General features: G+C 39.4%; 17 protein-coding genes. 11 read left to right on the top strand and 6 right to left on the bottom strand.

Going from position 1 to position 17,374, the window contains the following annotated elements:
- Window positions 1–22 precede the first annotated feature (22 nt).
- From HDE70_RS20825 to HDE70_RS20785, 9 genes are all read left to right on the top strand, one after another.
- Entirely contained in the window at window positions 23–2,401 is a 2,379-nt protein-coding gene (locus tag HDE70_RS20825) for a ribonucleoside-diphosphate reductase subunit alpha (protein WP_183865894.1), read from the top strand.
- Between the two features lie 77 nt (window positions 2,402–2,478).
- Complete coding sequence (locus HDE70_RS20820) at window positions 2,479–2,694, top strand: cysteine-rich CWC family protein (RefSeq protein WP_183865893.1); 216 nt, start codon at window positions 2,479–2,481, stop codon at window positions 2,692–2,694.
- Window positions 2,695–2,766: 72 nt separating this feature from the next.
- Window positions 2,767–3,420, top strand: coding sequence for an ATP-binding cassette domain-containing protein (locus HDE70_RS20815; RefSeq protein WP_183891737.1), 654 nt, complete (start codon window positions 2,767–2,769; stop codon window positions 3,418–3,420).
- A 1-nt stretch (window position 3,421) separates the two neighbouring features.
- Entirely contained in the window at window positions 3,422–4,555 is a 1,134-nt protein-coding gene (locus HDE70_RS20810) for a hypothetical protein (protein WP_183891736.1), read from the top strand.
- Window positions 4,556–4,650: 95 nt separating this feature from the next.
- Complete coding sequence (locus tag HDE70_RS20805; RefSeq protein ID WP_183865890.1) at window positions 4,651–5,526, top strand: carbon-nitrogen hydrolase; 876 nt, start codon at window positions 4,651–4,653, stop codon at window positions 5,524–5,526.
- Complete coding sequence (locus HDE70_RS20800; protein WP_183891735.1) at window positions 5,510–6,565, top strand: agmatine/peptidylarginine deiminase; 1,056 nt, start codon at window positions 5,510–5,512, stop codon at window positions 6,563–6,565. The genes HDE70_RS20805 and HDE70_RS20800 overlap by 17 nt, the downstream gene beginning before the upstream one ends.
- Window positions 6,566–6,604: 39 nt before the next feature.
- Window positions 6,605–7,348 (top strand): 3-oxoacyl-[acyl-carrier-protein] reductase, encoded by a 744-nt coding sequence (gene fabG / locus HDE70_RS20795; protein WP_183865888.1) that lies wholly within the window; start codon window positions 6,605–6,607, stop codon window positions 7,346–7,348.
- 171 nt (window positions 7,349–7,519) lie between these two features.
- Window positions 7,520–9,601 carry a hypothetical protein gene (locus HDE70_RS20790; RefSeq protein WP_183891734.1) on the top strand — a complete coding sequence of 694 codons (2,082 nt, stop codon included), beginning with the start codon at window positions 7,520–7,522 and terminating at the stop codon, window positions 9,599–9,601.
- 13 nt (window positions 9,602–9,614) lie between these two features.
- Window positions 9,615–10,226: a trimeric intracellular cation channel family protein gene (locus HDE70_RS20785; RefSeq protein WP_068403394.1), complete on the top strand. Its 612-nt coding sequence runs from the start codon at window positions 9,615–9,617 to the stop codon at window positions 10,224–10,226.
- On the opposite strand, the gene HDE70_RS20780 is transcribed toward HDE70_RS20785, so the two are convergent.
- From HDE70_RS20780 to carA, 5 genes are all read right to left on the bottom strand, one after another.
- Window positions 10,223–10,522 (bottom strand): FtsB family cell division protein, encoded by a 300-nt coding sequence (locus HDE70_RS20780; protein WP_183865886.1) that lies wholly within the window; start codon window positions 10,520–10,522, stop codon window positions 10,223–10,225. The genes HDE70_RS20785 and HDE70_RS20780 overlap by 4 nt on opposite strands.
- 82 nt (window positions 10,523–10,604) lie before the next feature.
- The gene (gene eno / locus HDE70_RS20775) at window positions 10,605–11,897 is read right to left on the bottom strand and encodes a phosphopyruvate hydratase (protein ID WP_183865884.1); all 1,293 of its coding nucleotides are present in this window, start codon (window positions 11,895–11,897) and stop codon (window positions 10,605–10,607) included.
- Window positions 11,898–12,007: 110 nt separating this feature from the next.
- Window positions 12,008–13,099, bottom strand: coding sequence for an ABC transporter permease (locus HDE70_RS20770; protein WP_183891733.1), 1,092 nt, complete (start codon window positions 13,097–13,099; stop codon window positions 12,008–12,010).
- Between the two features lie 12 nt (window positions 13,100–13,111).
- Window positions 13,112–13,879 (bottom strand): ABC transporter ATP-binding protein, encoded by a 768-nt coding sequence (locus HDE70_RS20765; protein ID WP_183865882.1) that lies wholly within the window; start codon window positions 13,877–13,879, stop codon window positions 13,112–13,114.
- A 99-nt stretch (window positions 13,880–13,978) separates the two neighbouring features.
- The gene (carA, locus tag HDE70_RS20760; RefSeq protein ID WP_183865881.1) at window positions 13,979–15,091 is read right to left on the bottom strand and encodes a glutamine-hydrolyzing carbamoyl-phosphate synthase small subunit; all 1,113 of its coding nucleotides are present in this window, start codon (window positions 15,089–15,091) and stop codon (window positions 13,979–13,981) included.
- Window positions 15,092–15,350: 259 nt separating this feature from the next.
- On the opposite strand from carA, the gene panB reads away from it, so the two are divergent.
- Window positions 15,351–16,166, top strand: a complete 816-nt coding sequence (panB, locus tag HDE70_RS20755) for a 3-methyl-2-oxobutanoate hydroxymethyltransferase (RefSeq protein ID WP_183865880.1) — start codon at window positions 15,351–15,353, stop codon at window positions 16,164–16,166.
- A gap of 2 nt (window positions 16,167–16,168) precedes the next feature.
- Window positions 16,169–16,855 (top strand): RluA family pseudouridine synthase, encoded by a 687-nt coding sequence (locus tag HDE70_RS20750; protein WP_068403383.1) that lies wholly within the window; start codon window positions 16,169–16,171, stop codon window positions 16,853–16,855.
- Between the two features lie 16 nt (window positions 16,856–16,871).
- On the opposite strand, the gene HDE70_RS20745 is transcribed toward HDE70_RS20750, so the two are convergent.
- Window positions 16,872–17,336 carry a hypothetical protein gene (locus tag HDE70_RS20745; RefSeq protein WP_183865879.1) on the bottom strand — a complete coding sequence of 155 codons (465 nt, stop codon included), beginning with the start codon at window positions 17,334–17,336 and terminating at the stop codon, window positions 16,872–16,874.
- Window positions 17,337–17,374: the final 38 nt, after the last annotated feature.

Here is a 17,374-nt window from a genome sequence, read left to right as displayed (position 1 = left end):
GCAGCATAAAACCTAAGAAAATATGTTTGTAGAAAAAAGAGATGGTCGCAAAGAAGCGGTGCGGTTTGATAAGATCACTGCCCGGATCGAAAAGTTATGTTATGGCTTTAATGTGGAACTTGTTGATCCTATAGATGTAGCCAAGAAAGTAATTGAAGGATTGTATGACGGTGTTACAACCTCAGAATTAGATAATCTTGCTGCTGAGACTGCTGCCTCTTTAACCACAAAACACCCGGACTATGCTTTATTAGCTTCTAGAATAGCCGTATCAAATTTGCATAAGAATACCACGAAGTCGTTTTCAAAGACGATGGAGATGTTATATAGATATATAGACCCTAAAACTGAAAAATCAGCTTCTTTAATCGCTGAAGATGTTTGGGAAGTTATTCAGGAAAATGCTGATTTATTAGACAGCACAATCATCTATGACCGTGACTTTGGTTTCGATTACTTTGGTTTCAAGACCCTTGAAAAATCGTACCTGCTAAAAATTAATGGTGAAATCGTAGAACGTCCGCAGCATTTATTTATGCGTGTTTCTGTAGGAATTCACAAAGGTGATATTGATAGTGTAATTGCTACCTATAACCTGATGAGTGAGCGTTGGTTTACCCATGCTACACCAACGTTGTTTAATGCAGCAACACCAAAACCTCAAATGTCATCTTGCTTCTTATTATCTATGCAGGATGATAGTATCGAAGGAATTTATGATACTTTAAAACAAACTGCCAAAATCTCACAGAGTGCAGGTGGTATTGGATTGAGTATTCACAACGTAAGAGCTACAGGTTCTTATATCAGCGGAACAAACGGAACCAGTAATGGTATCGTACCCATGTTAAAAGTATTCAATGATACTGCACGTTATGTAGATCAGGGTGGAGGTAAACGTAAGGGTGCTTTCGCAATCTATTTAGAGCCCTGGCATGCTGACGTATTCGCTTTCCTTGATTTGCGTAAAAATCACGGTAAAGAAGAAATGCGCGCACGTGACTTGTTCTATGCACTTTGGGTTTGCGATTTATTTATGCAGCGTGTTGAAGAAAACGGCGAATGGAGCCTTTTCTGTCCACATGAAGCACCAGGATTGGCAGAATGCTGGGGAGAAGAATTTAACGCGTTATATACACGTTACGAAAAAGAAGGCCGTGCCCGTAAAACGATCAAAGCACAGGAATTATGGTTCGCTATCCTGGATTCACAAATTGAAACCGGTACACCATACTTGTTGTACAAAGATGCTGCGAACGGTAAATCTAATCAGCAGAACTTAGGGACTATCAAAAGTTCTAACTTATGTACAGAGATCATCGAGTATACCTCTAAAGATGAAGTTGCAGTATGTAACTTAGCTTCACTGGCCTTACCGAGATATGTTATCAATGGAGAATTTGACCACCAGAAATTATATGATGTAACTTATCAGGCTACTTTAAACCTGAATAAGATCATTGATTATAACTTTTATCCGGTAGAAGAAGCGAGAAACTCTAATATGCGCCACAGACCAGTTGGTTTAGGTGTACAAGGGCTTGCAGATGCATTTATCTTAATGCGTTTACCTTTTGAAAGCGAAGGCGCAAGAGAACTGAACAAAGAAATTTTTGAAACTATTTACTTTGCTGCAATGACTGCTTCGCATGATCTTGCTGTTAAAGACGGAGCTTACGAAACTTTCAAAGGTTCTCCTTTATCAAAAGGTAAATTCCAGTTTGATCTTTGGAACGTAACACCATCGAGTAACCGTTGGGATTGGGAATCATTGCGTAAAAAAGTAGTTAAAGACGGTGTACGTAACTCTTTATTGGTTGCACCAATGCCTACAGCTTCGACTTCTCAGATTTTAGGGAACAATGAATGTTTTGAACCTTATACTTCAAACATCTATACAAGACGTGTATTGAGCGGTGAATTCATCGTGGTTAACAAACACTTACTTAAAGATTTAGTTGCTTTAGGTTTATGGACGCCAGCAATGAAAGACAGAATTATTTTAGCTAACGGTTCTATCCAGGACATCGCTGAAATACCTGATTATATCAAAGAATTGTATAAAACAGTTTGGGAAATTAAAATGCGTAGTATCATTGATATGGCTGCCGATCGTGGTGCTTATATCTGCCAGTCGCAATCCCTTAACTTGTTTATCAACGCTCCTAATACTTCTAAACTGACTTCAATGCACTTCTATGCATGGAAGAAAGGTTTGAAAACAGGAATGTATTACCTGCGTACTCAGGCTGCATCACAAGCGGTGAAATTCACTGTAGAAAACCAGGCTGGTAAAAACATGGAACCTGTAATTCCTGAACATATTGAGCAGGTGGTTGAAGAAATCACTGATGGCCCGGTCTGTTCTATGGAAGAAGGCTGTATCAGCTGCTCAGGATAATCTAAATCTCATAAAATGAAAGGCATAAAGTACGGTAAGTCAAATTACCGTACTTTTGTTGTATAAGACCCTTTTTAATGGCTAAACACGAAATTATACCATGCGAACGTTGCGGTGTGCCGATTGAGTGCAAGGCTAACTCTTACACTAAATGTCAGTGCAGTGTGGTGTACCTTGACCTGAATGAAGTGCAGTATATCAGTGAGCATTATGATAGTTGTCTTTGTGCTAAATGCCTGTTTGAATTACAGCAGGAATACAGGGATTCCCTGAATCAAACGGCTGCCTCTTAAAAAAAATATTTAGCTTTCTTTTAAACGTAACAATACCAGTTGATTGCTGTCCTACTATCCTAAAGACTGGATATGCTTAGCTTCGTAAATTATCAAAAATCATATCATAACTTCCCGGCTTTAAAAATAGATGACTATAGTATGGATCCGGGTATCTACTGGATCCAGGGGGCAAATGGTTCCGGGAAAAGTACGCTGCTGAAAACAATTGCAGGTATCCTTGATTTTAAGGGCGATATTATCCTGAAATCTCCTGCTGGTAATCTGGCTAATCCGGTCAGCGTGAAAAAGCAGACTCTTGCTTTTCGTAAACTGGTAAATTTCGCAGAAGCAGAGCCCATATTTCCTGAGTTCTTAACAGGTAAAGAAATGGTTAGCTTGTTTGCTGCTGCAAAAGGTGGTGATGCGCAGCAAGCAGCTTATTATATAGAAAGCATGAAAATGACCTCCTATATTAACCGGCACCTGGGAACCTATTCCAGTGGTATGCTGAAGAAACTATCCCTTATTCTTGCTTTTTTAGGCAAACCAGAAATTATTTTACTGGATGAACCTTTAATTACTGTTGATGTAGAATCACTGGAGATCCTTTACCGGTGGATCGCAGAAAAACATGAAAAGGATAAAACGAGTTTCCTGCTGGCATCACATCAGCCATTTGAAAGCGCAGTCTTGCCATTAATTAAAAAGATCTTAATCGAAAATCAGCATTTAACACGCTTATAAGATGTCCGGATCACTCACGCAGGTACTGCTTAAAATATTTGCCTACCGTTTTTACAGGGAACAATCAGGGCTGTTACTTTTCCTTTTCGTCACGATTATCAGTTATTGTTTTTTTATAAATACTGCTGGTGTTTATCAAATGGAGGAGTCTACATTTTATCATTTGATGTTAATGATGACTTTCATTATTACTCCTGTCATGATGCTGCTGGTTTTCGCCTGCTGGCTGATCTATTCTATCAAAAGCTGGCAATACGTAGCCGCACAATTACAATTGGAAAATAATCAGTTTTTATTTTACGGGATGACTTCCTTCAGTAAGCTGGAACAGTTCAAAAGCTGGTTCTGTGTACAGCTGGTGATCTCTCTGCCATTTTTAGGCTACTGGCTTTTTGCTACTATTCTGGGTGTAATCTATGATGCGAATATGATCCCTGCAATTACCCTGGTCTACATTCTGTTCATGGCCTTGATCAGTGCATTGCTTTATATATACCTGGTTAACCGCATTAACAAAACCAGGAAAACTTCTTTGCTCCTCAGACTGAGCAGCGGGATCAGCAAACCTTTTTCAAGCTTATTTATGTATCATCTTTTTGACCGGACAAAGCTGATCTATCTGCTCACTAAAATTGCCTCATTGTTAGTGATGACCGGCGTACTTTATATTTTTGCAGCCAACAAACAAGACTTGCGCGTACCCTATATTATTATACTCGCTATTGTTACTTTGCACAGCGTACTGATTTATCAGGAACATCGTTTTAAAGAAACTTACCTCAGTTTTGCGAGGAACCTTCCTTACAGCAGGTTCAAGTTGTTTTTAAACTTCTCTTTCATCTACTTCTTAATTATTCTGCCGGAGTGTATCTGGTGTTTCTCTCAATTTCCTTTTTTAACAGCAGTAGAAATGTTATTGTCCGGATTAAGTACAGCGCTGCTTTTCCGGAGTATTTTATATTTGATGGGCTTAAGAATGTACAGATACCTGTTATGGGTATTCGGCCTATTTATTTTATCTTTTTATATCATCATGTTCGGTATGCCCAGATTATCTTTTGCTGCAAGTCTGATTATTTCTTATCTGCTTTTTTATCAATATTATTATAAGCCGAAAACACTGATAAAATTCTGATTTTTAGCCTTTAATCTTAGCTGAGATACGCTTTTCAGAATAATGAAGTACAGAATTTTTTTTCTGCTAACTTTGTGGTCACAAAAATTCAAAGAATGGCTAAAGTACAAGTTGGATTGGTGCAGATGACCTGCACCAGTAGCAAACAAGAAAATTTAGATAAAGCAATTGCAAAGATCCGTGAAGTAGCGGCTCAGGGCGCCCAGGTGGTTTGCTTGCAGGAGCTTTTTACCTCACTATATTTCTGTGATGTTGAAGAGTATGAGAACTTCAAATTAGCAGAAACTATCCCTGGCCCGTCTACCGATGTTTTATCGGCCGTTGCCAAAGAATTAAATGTAGTTATTGTTGCTTCTCTGTTTGAAAAAAGAGCGGAAGGTTTATATCATAATACTACTGCTGTTCTGGATGCAGATGGTTCCTATTTAGGTAAATATCGTAAAATGCATATCCCGGATGATCCTGGGTTTTATGAGAAATTCTATTTCACTCCTGGTGACTTAGGTTATAAAGTATTCAAAACCAAATATGCAAAAATTGGTGTCCTGATCTGCTGGGATCAATGGTATCCTGAAGCTGCAAGAATCACTGCGCTGATGGGGGCTGATTTCTTGGTTTACCCAACTGCAATAGGATGGGCAACCACACAGGATGAGGAAACGAATAAAGAACAATACAATGCATGGCAGACCATTCAGCGTTCGCACGCTATCGCAAATGGTGTACCTGTAGTCAGTATCAACCGTGTTGGTGAAGAAGCTGGTGTTTCTTTCTGGGGAGGGTCATTTGTGTCCAATCCTTTCGGTTCTCTTTTATACCAGGCTACACACGATCAGGAAGAACTGAAAGTGGTAGAACTAGACTTGTCCAAGTCTGACCGTTACAGAACACACTGGCCATTTTTACGTGACAGAAGAATTGATACTTATTCACCAATTACCAAAAGATATATAGATGACGAGTCTATTTGATAACTCTCCGAAGAAAGCCGGATATAGCTTTCCTGCTGAATGGGCAAAACATGAGGCTACCTGGTTAACATGGCCGCATAAAGAAGCTTCATGGCCGGGTAAGATTGATATGATTTACGCACCATACTGTGAGTTTATCAAAATCGTGGCTCAGGGAGAAAAAGTAAGAATCAATGTAAATGATGAAGCAACCAAAGCTTTCGCAATTTCAAAATTGCAGGAGGCGGGTGCAGATTTGACGCAGATAGAATTTTATTTTAATCCGAGCAATGATGCCTGGTGCCGTGATCATGGCCCTGCTTTTTTGTTGAATCCAAAAGCAGAACAGCAAAAGGTAGTAATTGACTGGGGTTATAATGCCTGGGGTGGAAAATATCCTCCGTATGAGTTAGATGATGTTATACCTACCCGTATTGCAGATCATTTCAGTTTGCCGGTATTTAATCCGGGTATAGTTATGGAAGGCGGATCTGTAGAATTTAACGGTGCAGGAACGATTTTAACTTCCAGAGCTTGTTTGTTAAATCCAAACAGAAATCCGCATTTGAATCAAGAGCAGATTGAAGAGTATCTGAAAGAATGTTATGGTGCAGAACAGATTTTATGGGTTGGAGATGGAATTGTAGGTGATGATACTGATGGTCACATTGATGATATAACCCGTTTTGTGAATGCGAATACGGTATTAACTGTTGTGGAATCAAATCCATTAGATGAGAATTATATCCTTTTAAAAGAAAATCTGGAAGAGTTGAAGACCATGCGTTTATTGAATGGTGAGCCTTTAAACATCATCCAGTTGCCAATGCCATCACCAGTTATCCATGAGGATACACGTTTGCCTGCTTCCTATGCTAATTTTTACATTGCAAATGCTGCGGTAATTGTACCTACTTTCAGAGATGTGAATGATGAGATTGCACTGGATATTATCAGAGGTGCTTTCCCTGACCGCAAAGTAGTTGGGATTGATTCTACAGATATTATCTGGGGACTGGGTAGTTTCCATTGCCTGAGTCAACAGGAACCAGCAATATAAAAAGATTAAATATTATAAAAAACAATATATAACCACTACATGAAACTATTAGAAGGAAAAACAGCATTAATTACTGGTGCTTCAAAAGGAATAGGCCGCAAAATAGCGGAGAAGTTTGCAGAACAGGGTGCGAATGTTGCTTTCACTTATCTGTCTTCAGTAGAAAAAGGAGAAGCATTAGAGCAGGAACTACAATCTTTCGGTACTAAAATCAAAGGATACCGTTCTGATGCCTCTAAATTTGATGAAGCAGAAAAACTAATTAGTGATATCGTTGCTGAATTTGGTACAATTGATATCGTTGTTAACAATGCAGGAATTACTAAAGATGGTTTATTAATGCGTATGAGCGAAGAGAACTGGGATGACGTAATTAATGTAAACCTGAAATCTGTGTTCAATGTGACTAAAGCAGCATCAAAAGTGATGATGAAGGCCCGTAAAGGATCTTTCATTAACCTGAGCTCGGTAGTAGGTGTTCAGGGAAATGCTGGTCAGGCTAATTATGCAGCTTCTAAAGCTGGTATTATTGGTTTTTCTAAATCAGTGGCTAAAGAATTAGGCTCCAGAAATATCCGTACCAACGTGGTCGCTCCAGGATTTATCCGTACAGAGATGACTGATGTACTGGATCCTAAAGTTGTTAAAGGCTGGGAAGAAGGTATTCCTTTGAAACGTGCAGGTGAACCTGAGGATGTAGCGAATGTTTGTGTATTCCTTGCTTCTGATATGAGTGCCTATGTAACCGGACAGGTATTGTCTGTTTGCGGTGGTATGTTATAAGCGTCAGCTAATTCATTAAATTTTATTTAAAAGGGTAAAAATGTTTCTGTTACAGGAAATGGTCTTACCCTTTTTTATGAGTGAAAACATCATAAGACAGGCAGATAAATCTGATTTTTCTAAAGAATTATGCATTCGGTTTTTAAAAAATCAGCATCTTTAGGCTGATCTATGAGCGATACTTTCAATTTCTATAGCTTTCTTGCGTTTACTGGTTGTCTGGCAGCTGGTTTGTTTTTCGCATGGCTGCTCTATGGAAAGAATTCAAATTTAACCCGCCCGGTCAACATAGGTTTAGCAGTAATCAGGACGGTAACGCTTACTTTGATCTTATGGTTATTGTTTTCTCCATTGCTTAAACAGACAAGTTATACGCTGGAAAAGCCAATTGTGATTATCGCACAGGATAACTCAGAATCTATTATGGCTTTTAAACCAGCAGGATTTGATAGTGTAAAGTATAGAAAGTCACTTCAGCAGCTTCAGGCTGAACTTTCAGAGAAATATGAGGTTAGAGCCTATAGCTTTAGCGATCGTGTGGTTAGCGGGCTTGATTTTAGCTATAAAGGTAAACTTACCAACGCTGCACAGCTGATCAGTAAACTCAATGATGAACTGCTCAATAAAAACGTCGGAGCAGTGATTATAGCTACTGATGGGATTTTTAATCGCGGGGGTAATCCGGCGCAGGAACTGGCTTTACTGAAAGCCCCGGTTTATACGATCGCTTTGGGAGATACTATTCCTAAAAAAGATATATCGATCAATGCTGTTAATGTGAATGACCTGGTTTACCTGGATAATGATTTCAGGATGGAGATACAGGTACAGGCATTTCAATGTGATGGTCTTCCAATTCAGCTAACGGTGCTGGAAGACGGGAAAAAGGTATACGAAAAGGCTGTTCAGGTAACTTCACCTCAATTTTCTAAAAACATTCCGGTTAATTTAAAGGCCTCAAAAATTGGCCAGCATAAATATACCATTTCAGTAGCCCCAGTGGCTAAGGAGATTTCCACTAAAAATAATGTTTATCAAACTTTAGTAGATGTTATTGATGAGCGTCAAAAGATATTAATTGCTGCGGCAGGCCCGCATCCGGATCTGGCAGCTTTGAAGCAGGCAATCGGCTTAAATAAACATCATGAGGTTTCGGTGGTCTTGAATGATGCGCTGCTGAAGATTGATCCGAAGACCTATGGGTTAATCATTCTTTATCAATTGCCCGATAATCAATTTGATGCTGGCAGTTTTCTGGCGAAAATAAAGACAGAGAAAGTTCCGCTCTGGTATGTGGTGGGGATGCAAAGTAATCCGGGCAGGTTTAACCAGGTACAGCAGCAGGTTAGCTTTTCTGGAAATTCAGTCCCTCAATATCAATATAGTGCTATTGATCAAAACCTTTCCGTTTTTGATTTAGATCCTGTCTCGCGTAAAGTCATTGAAAATTTTGATCCTTTACAGTCACCGTCTGGTGTGTTTAAGATTTTAGGAACGCAGCAGGTTGTACTGGATCAGCGGAATGGAAAAGCGAAAACTGATCGTCCGCAGTTATTTTTCATGAATGATAACGGTCGTAAGGTGGGGTATCTGATTGGAGAAGGATTATGGAAGTGGAAGCTGTCAGAAGCCCGTGAAAACCCGCAGACCCCGGTATTCAATGACCTGATGGGGAAGATAGTGCAGTATCTTTCTGTGAAGGATGACAAAAGGAAATTTAAAGTCAGGCCGGTTAAAAATACTTTTGAAGAGAATGATCGGGTATTACTGAATGCGTTGTTATATAATGATAGTTATCAGCCAGTAAATACACCTGATGTCAATTTGTTATTAAAAGATGAAAAGGGCAAGACTTATAATTTTACTTTTTCCAGGTATGAATCTTCTTATCAGCTGGATGCCGGTGTATTGCCTCCGGGTAATTACAGTTATACAGCCAGTACAACATTGGGTAATCAGCATTACCAGGATAAAGGCTCCTTTTTCGTCAACACTTTAACTGCCGAATTTCAGCAGACCCTGGCAAATCATCAATTATTGTATCAGTTAGCTACCCAGACCAACGGAAAATTGTATCTTCCAGACCAGCTTTCAAAAATTAAGGATGACTTGCTTCAAAGTAACCAGTTGAAAACGCTGAGTTATGAAGATCGCAAGTATGAGGAATTGATTAATTTAAAAAGCTTATTTGTGCTGATTATGGCCATGCTCAGCATAGAATGGTTTGTACGTAAAAGAAATTCGGCGCTGTAATAAAGGTTAATTTATGGAATTCACTACCTCTCAGGTTATAGAAATTTTAGGAACCATCGCTTTTGCGATCTCTGGTTCATTTTCTGCTATACAGCGGCGGCTTGATCCTTTTGGGGTATTGATTATTGCTTTTGTAACTTCTATTGGTGGTGGTACGGTCAGGGATTTACTTTTGGGCGATACCCCGGTTAAATGGATGCGAGATGTAAACTACTGTTTGCTGATCCTGGTCACTTCATTGCTAACCATAGTTTTAAAAAGACATCGGAAGCGGTTTACGGTGACACTGTTTCTGTTTGACTCGATGGGACTGGGGTTATTTACTATTCTTGGGATTCAAAAAGGGATAGCTTTTGGTTTGAGTCCGGGGATTTGTATTGCACTGGGTACAATCACAGGTTGTTTTGGCGGAGTAATCAGGGATACTTTGCTGAATACTATTCCGCTGATCTTTAAAAAAGAGATTTATGCTACGGCCTGTATTCTGGGAGGGATCTTATACTTCACCTTATTGTTTTTTAATCTTAAAGCTGATGTGGCGAAAGTATTGGTTATCGGATTTATTTTTGCACTCAGAGTGGTGGTAGTCCGCTATAAGCTTTCGCTGCCGAGATTTGGCTATTAGTCTTTAGGGGTTGCTTTAATGATCACAAAAACATCTTCATTGTCTTTTTTCATGAAGTATTTCTCTCTTGCAAATTTTTCAGCAGTGTTCAGATTGGTGTTCAGTTCGTTAAGATCTTTTTTCACCTGAGCAGTTTGCTTTTCATAGAAATCTTTTTCTTCCTGTAACTTATGTACTTCTGTGCGGTACTCGTATTGAGAGAGCATATCATTCTTATCAAAGAATAACATCCATACTGCGAATGCTGCGGTAGAGAGAAAGTACTTGTTGCGAAAGATTTCCAGTAATCTGTTCATATAAACAAAGATATAAATTATAAAATAAAAAAAGCATAGCCGTTTCCGACTATGCTTTCTATGCTAAAACTGGAAACCCAGCTTATTTTTTCAAGAATTTGAAATCTTTACCAATAAAACGTGCAGCAGAACCTAATTCTTCTTCAATACGTAATAATTGGTTGTATTTAGCTATCCTGTCAGAACGTGAAGCTGAACCAGTTTTGATCTGACCACAGTTTAAAGCAACTGCTAGGTCAGCGATGGTTGTATCTTCAGTTTCTCCTGAACGGTGACTCATTACCGACGTGTAACCACTGTTTTGTGCCAATGATACTGCGTTGATAGTTTCAGTCAAAGTACCGATCTGGTTTACTTTTACCAAGATAGAGTTCGCGATGCTTTTATCGATTCCTTGTTGTAAACGTTTAACGTTAGTTACAAACAAATCATCACCCACTAACTGTACTTTGTTACCGATAGCTAAAGTTAAAGCTTCCCATGCATTCCAGTCATCTTCATCTAAACCGTCTTCAATAGAGATGATAGGGTATTTATTAGCCCAGTCTACCCAATACTTAACCATTTCGTCAGAAGTTAATTTCTCACCAGATGATTTATGGAAGTTGTAAGTTTTAGTTTTTGAATCATACATTTCAGATGCAGCCGCATCCATAGCAATCCAGATATCTTTACCAGGAGTGAAACCAGCAGTTTCAATCGCTGTTAAAACAGTTTCAATAGCCTCAACATTTGAACCGATGTTTGGTGCAAAACCACCTTCATCACCAACATTTGTTGAATAACCTTTTTTCTTTAATACGTCTTTCAGGTGGTGAAATACCTGAGTTCCCATTTGTAGTGCTTCAGAGAAACTTCTGGCTCCCAATGGCATAATCATGAACTCCTGGAAGTCGATTTTGTTATCCGCATGTGCACCACCGTTTAAGATGTTCATCATTGGAATAGGTAATGTATTTGCATTTACACCACCGATATAACGGTATAATGGCTGTCTGCTTTCTGCTGCCGCTGCTTTAGCTACTGCTAAAGAAACACCTAAGATTGCATTAGCTCCTAAATTTCCTTTGTTTTCTGAACCATCAAGGTCAATCATTGCCTTGTCAATCAGATTTTGCTCAAAAACGTCGATACCCTGAAGTTCTTTAGCTATTTTCTTGTTCACATTCTCAACGGCTTTTAATACACCTTTGCCCATGTAAACTTTTTTATCTCCGTCTCTTAGCTCAACAGCCTCATGTTTACCAGTACTTGCACCAGATGGTACAGCAGCACGGCCCATTTGGCCATTTTCAGTGATTACTTCTACTTCAACAGTAGGGTTACCTCTAGAATCGAGGATTTGCCTTGCATGAACATCAATAATTAAACTCATTTTAGTTGTTTTAAGTGTTTTTATCTCCTTAGTGTAAATAATACAATTACCAGGTGATGATCAAAGTTAAAATAAAATTATAAATTATCAGGATTGATTTTCCTATAATTTTATTCCCACTTGAATACCTTCACCGCTACCGCGTATATTCCTATTCCCCAGATCACCATGATTAAAATCTGTTGTTTCACATCCCATAGCCCGGCGCCTTCAAAAGCAACCTGTCTCATCGCGTCATTCAAATAGGTGAGCGGTAAGGCCCTGCTAATTGGTTGCAGCCAGTTTGGGAAATTCTCTATAGAGAAGAACGTACCAGATAATAAAAATTGTGGTAAGGTAATAATATTTGAGATAGGAGGGATCGTGCTTTCACTTTTTGCGATACCAGAAACGACAAAACCGAAGCCCATAAACACAATGACACCGATAGTGGAAAGCAGCAGCATATTAATCACCGTCGTGACCCCGTGGATGAGCGTAAAATGGAAAAAGAAATGGCCGATCAGAATGATAAATAACGCACCAATTAAGGCGAAACCTATCCTGGCGAGGCCTTCACCAAGGATAATGCTCGATCTTTTTACCGGAGTGGCAAAAAAACGTTTGATCACCAGGGTTTGTCTTAAGCTGAAGAAAACGAAAGCTGTTCCAAAAACGCCGGTACTCAATAACGAGAAACCAAGCTGTCCCGGCAGGATAAAATCTATCGTGCGGTAAGTTCTGCCATGAACAGTACTTTCTTTCAATTCTGCTACCGATGGCTTCAAATCTTTCGTATTTAAAGTATACATCAGGTTGTTCAGTATCGACTTCAGGATGTTTCCTTTATCCATCGATGCAGAAGTATATTTTACGTTTGCTAAATAAGCAGGTTGTTCCACGATGTTTTTATGGACATCAATTACACCAGCAATCGTTCCTTTTTCTAACCGCTGCTGAAGCTCAACTTCGCTTTGATCAGTAATCAAATGGATTACAGAAGTATGTTGCAGGGCGATGATTACCGGATTTTGCATATCCGAGCCTGGTGCTACGGCAAGATCTAATTTAACGCCGCCGCCGCCAAGGAAACCAAATACCAGGATAAAAATCAATGGAAAGGCAAGGGTGAAAACTACAGCCGACGGGCTGCGGGTAATAGATCTGAAACTTGCTTTGGCAAGGGCCAGTGTCGCTTTAGTATTATTGTATGGTTTATTCATTTTTGAGCTCATTTAGCCTTCACGCCATTCCTGGCCTGTAAGATTGATAAATACATCTTCGAGGTTAGCTTTTTTAACTTCTTTTTTTCTTTCGAATCCGCTGTTGATTAATTGATCAATCAGGTTATCCGGGGTATCAAGCGCAATGATTTCTCCATGCTCTACAAAAGCTACACGGTCGCAAAGTTGTTCTGCTTCATCCATATAATGGGTGGTTAGCACTACGGTAGTTCCATTGTTCCTGATATCAATAATCAGATCCCATAAATTACGGCGCGCCTGAGGATCCAGTCCGGTTGTCGGTTCATCCAGAAAAATGATCTTAGGAGAATTTAATAAAGTGGTAGCGATAGAAAAGCGTTGTTTCTGTCCTCCGGAGAGGGCTTTGAATTTTGCTTTTGCTTTATCCTGAAGATTTACTTTCTCCAGCATCTCCATGGGTTTGATGTTTACGCCATACAGACCAGCAAAAAGTTCCATAAGCTCCACCAGATTCAGGTTTGGGTAATAACCCGCAGCCTGTAATTGTACGCCAATGATTCTTTTGATCTCATTGGCATCTTTATCTACAGAAAATCCATCTACTGTAATTTCTCCGGAAGTTTTTTCCCGCAGCGTCTCGATAATTTCCAATGTAGTTGTTTTTCCTGCACCGTTAGGGCCAAGCAGTCCGAAAATCTCATTTTCATAGACATCGAAACTAATCCCTTTGACTGCTTTGAAGTCAGCATAGTTTTTTACCAGATTACGGACACTGATAATGGTATTCGTTTTATCCATGAGATAAATGTAACAAGGTTTAATGTAAAAAGGATTGATGTGACTCAATCCTTTCTTAAAATGTCGGTAAAATGATGGTTAGAACCGGTGATTACCAGTCTACCAGCTTAATTCGCCTTTGATCAGCTTCACAAAGTCATCAAACAGATAACGTGAATCATGCGGGCCAGGTGAAGATTCAGGGTGATACTGTACCGAGAATGCTTTTTTGCCTTTCACACGAATTCCTTCGATCGACTGATCATTTAAGTTGATATGTGTAATTTCCACTTTGTCAGAACTTCTTACTTCTTCCGGGATTACACCGAAACCATGATTTTGAGAAGTTACTTCGCAGTGGTTTTTAATAATATTTTTTACCGGGTGATTTAATCCCCTGTGGCCGTTAAACATTTTCATAGTACCAATTCCGTTAGCTTGTGCTAATAACTGGTGACCTAAACAGATACCGAAAAGTGGTTTGTCTGAAGCCAGGATCTGTTTAACAGTTTCAATGGCATAAGGCATTGCCGATGGATCGCCAGGGCCATTAGACACGAAGTAAGCATCAGCTCCCCATTTGTCCATTTCTTCAAAAGTTGTTTTTGCAGGGAAAACCTGAACATATAAATCTCTTTCGTCGAAGTTACGCAAGGTGTTTTTCTTGATCCCAAAATCCAGGGTAGCTACTTTATAAGTCGCATCTGGTGAACCGTAGAAATATGGCTCTTTAGTAGAAACCTGTGAAGATAGCTCTAATCCATCCATGGAAGGTACTTGTGCTAATTTAGCTTTCAGTTCTTCGATGTCAGTAATTTCAGAAGAGATAATCGCATTCATTGCTCCCTGATCTCTGATTTTTCTTACTAAAGCACGGGTATCGATATCAGAAATTCCAACGATGTTTTCATCCTGGAAATAATCCTGTATAGATTCATTTGCTTCTTTACGGCTATAGCCGATGTTGTAATTCTTGCAAACCAGACCTGCAATCTTAATCGAATCAGATTCGATTTCTTCTTTATGAATTCCATAATTACCAATATGGGCATTCGTAGTGACCATGATTTGTCCGAAATAAGATGGGTCAGTGAAAATTTCCTGATAACCCGTCATTCCTGTGTTGAAACAAATCTCTCCTGTCGTTGTACCAATCTTTCCGGCAGCTTTACCGTGGTAAACAGTACCGTCAGCCAATAACAGGATAGCAGGTAACTTGGTGTAGTTAGTCATCGTAATTAAAATGAAAAATAAAGTTTAAAAAAGGGATTAATGAATGAAGATTTGCGGTTTTGAAGTCGCTATATTGATTAACAAATGTGCTGTTGTTTAACCCGTTCATTTCGGGATACAAAGATAGCTTTTTCATCTTTAAATCCATATTTTTTTTATCAGGATTGAATTGTTACGTTGGATATCCCTTATATAATTGGTTTTAGGGTAATTTTCTCAATTGAATACCCTAATTTTGCTCCCCTAAAAGCATAAATTTATGTCTATACACAAAGAAGTAAAGCGTATTACGACCCACATTCTGCAAGAGATGAAACAGAGTGGTGAAAAGATATCAATGTTAACTGCGTATGATTATTCCATGGCTACGGTTCTGGATGATGCGGGACTTGATGTTTTATTGGTTGGTGATTCAGCTTCAAACGTAATGGCGGGCCATGAAACTACTTTGCCGATTACACTGGATCAGATGATTTATCATGCACAGGGTGTCGTAAGAGGCGCAACACGCGCTTTTGTAGTAGTAGATCTTCCTTTCGGTTCTTACCAGGGTAATTCTAAAGAGGCTTTAAGTTCTGCCATCAGAATCATGAAAGAATCAGGTGCTCACGGTGTAAAGCTGGAAGGCGGTACTGAAGTGGTCGATTCTATTTCAAGGATTATTACTGCGGGTATCCCTGTAATGGGCCATTTAGGTTTAACTCCTCAGTCGATCTATAAATTCGGAACTTATACAGTTAGAGCCAAAGGTGAAGAAGAAGCTGAAAAGCTGAAACTTGATGCAAAGGCGTTACAGGATGCTGGTTGTTTTGCAATTGTATTGGAAAAGATACCTGCTGCACTGGCTAAAGAAGTGTCTGAAAGTCTTCATATCCCGGTTATCGGCATAGGGGCAGGACCACATTGTGATGGACAGGTTTTAGTAGTAAACGATATGATCGGTTTAACTAAAGGCTTTAAACCACGCTTTTTACGTCAGTATATTAATTTATATGACGGAATTTTAGGTGCTGCAAAAGCATATATTAAGGATGTGAAAGCGAATGACTTTCCAAATGAAAAGGAGCAATACTAAAAATGTCGGTAACTGATAAAGATGTACTTTTCGAAGATAACCACCTGATTGCGATTTGTAAACGTGCAGGTGATATTGTTCAGGTGGATGAAACTCGTGATGAGCCATTGGAAGATATGGTGAAAAGGTACATCGCCAAAAAATATAATAAGCCTAACAGTGCTTTTTTAGGTGTGGTACATCGTTTAGACCGCCCGGTAAGCGGGGTGATTTTATTTGCAAAGACAAGTAAGGCACTGGAAAGAATGAATGCCATTTTTAAAAACAGGGAGGTTAAGAAAACTTACTGGGCGGTTGTACGCAACCGTCCGGCTAATATTTCCGGAACGCTGGTACACTGGCTGGTAAAAAATCCAAAAACAAATGTGGTTACGCCGCACAATACAGAAGTTCCGGGAAGTCAGCGTGCTGAATTAAGCTACAGGCTGCTTGGCGAACTTGGCGGATATTATCTGATTGAGGTCGATCCTTTAACAGGACGCTCTCATCAGATCAGGGTCCAGCTTTCTACTTTAGGCTGCCCGATTGTTGGGGATAATAAATACGGCTACCCACGCGGCAGCCGTAAAGGAAGTATTTGTTTGCACGCCAGAAGATTGCAATTCCTTCACCCGGTTAAAAAAGAACCGGTAAATATCTTTGCCAAACTTCCTGTAGACGGATTTTGGGAGCGTTTTGAGTCCTTTTAAGGATTCAAAACGTTTCTTATTTACAGTTGACCGGTGAAAGGGTAATGTCCCCGTATTTTAAGCCTGCTATATTAGTAAAGACCCTTCTGCCATCTGCTTCTTGTGTTGGGCCGTAACCTTCTAACAACTGATCTCCTTTTTTGATAAATGAAACTTGTCTGTAAGAGGTTGATCCCTCAGATTGAAATGTATAATCTGCAATAATGGTGTCTCCTTTAATTATTCCCGCGATAGTGCCGGCATTTTTATCTTTCTCATAAAAATTATAGTTTAAGCTACCTGCTACTGCATTTCCTGCGGTAATCAGTGAGAGGGAAACGGTGTCTTTATCTTTAATGTAGACGTAGCAGGCTTTCGCTTTGGAAGCATTCGTATCTGGTGTTGTAGCCAGACTGTCTATTTTTTGTTCTGTAGTTTTATTTTGCTGACAGGCAGCAAAAAGTCCTGCCAGGATGGTTAATGATAAAATTGTTTTTTTCATGCTGGTGTTTTTATGCAGATTTCTCTGCTAAAAATAAG

The sequence above is a fragment of the Pedobacter cryoconitis genome, from assembly GCF_014200595.1.
Lineage (GTDB): Bacteria > Bacteroidota > Bacteroidia > Sphingobacteriales > Sphingobacteriaceae > Pedobacter > Pedobacter cryoconitis_C.
Note: the sequence above shows the minus strand (reverse complement) of the source record. Positions and strands in the feature narration are given on the sequence as shown.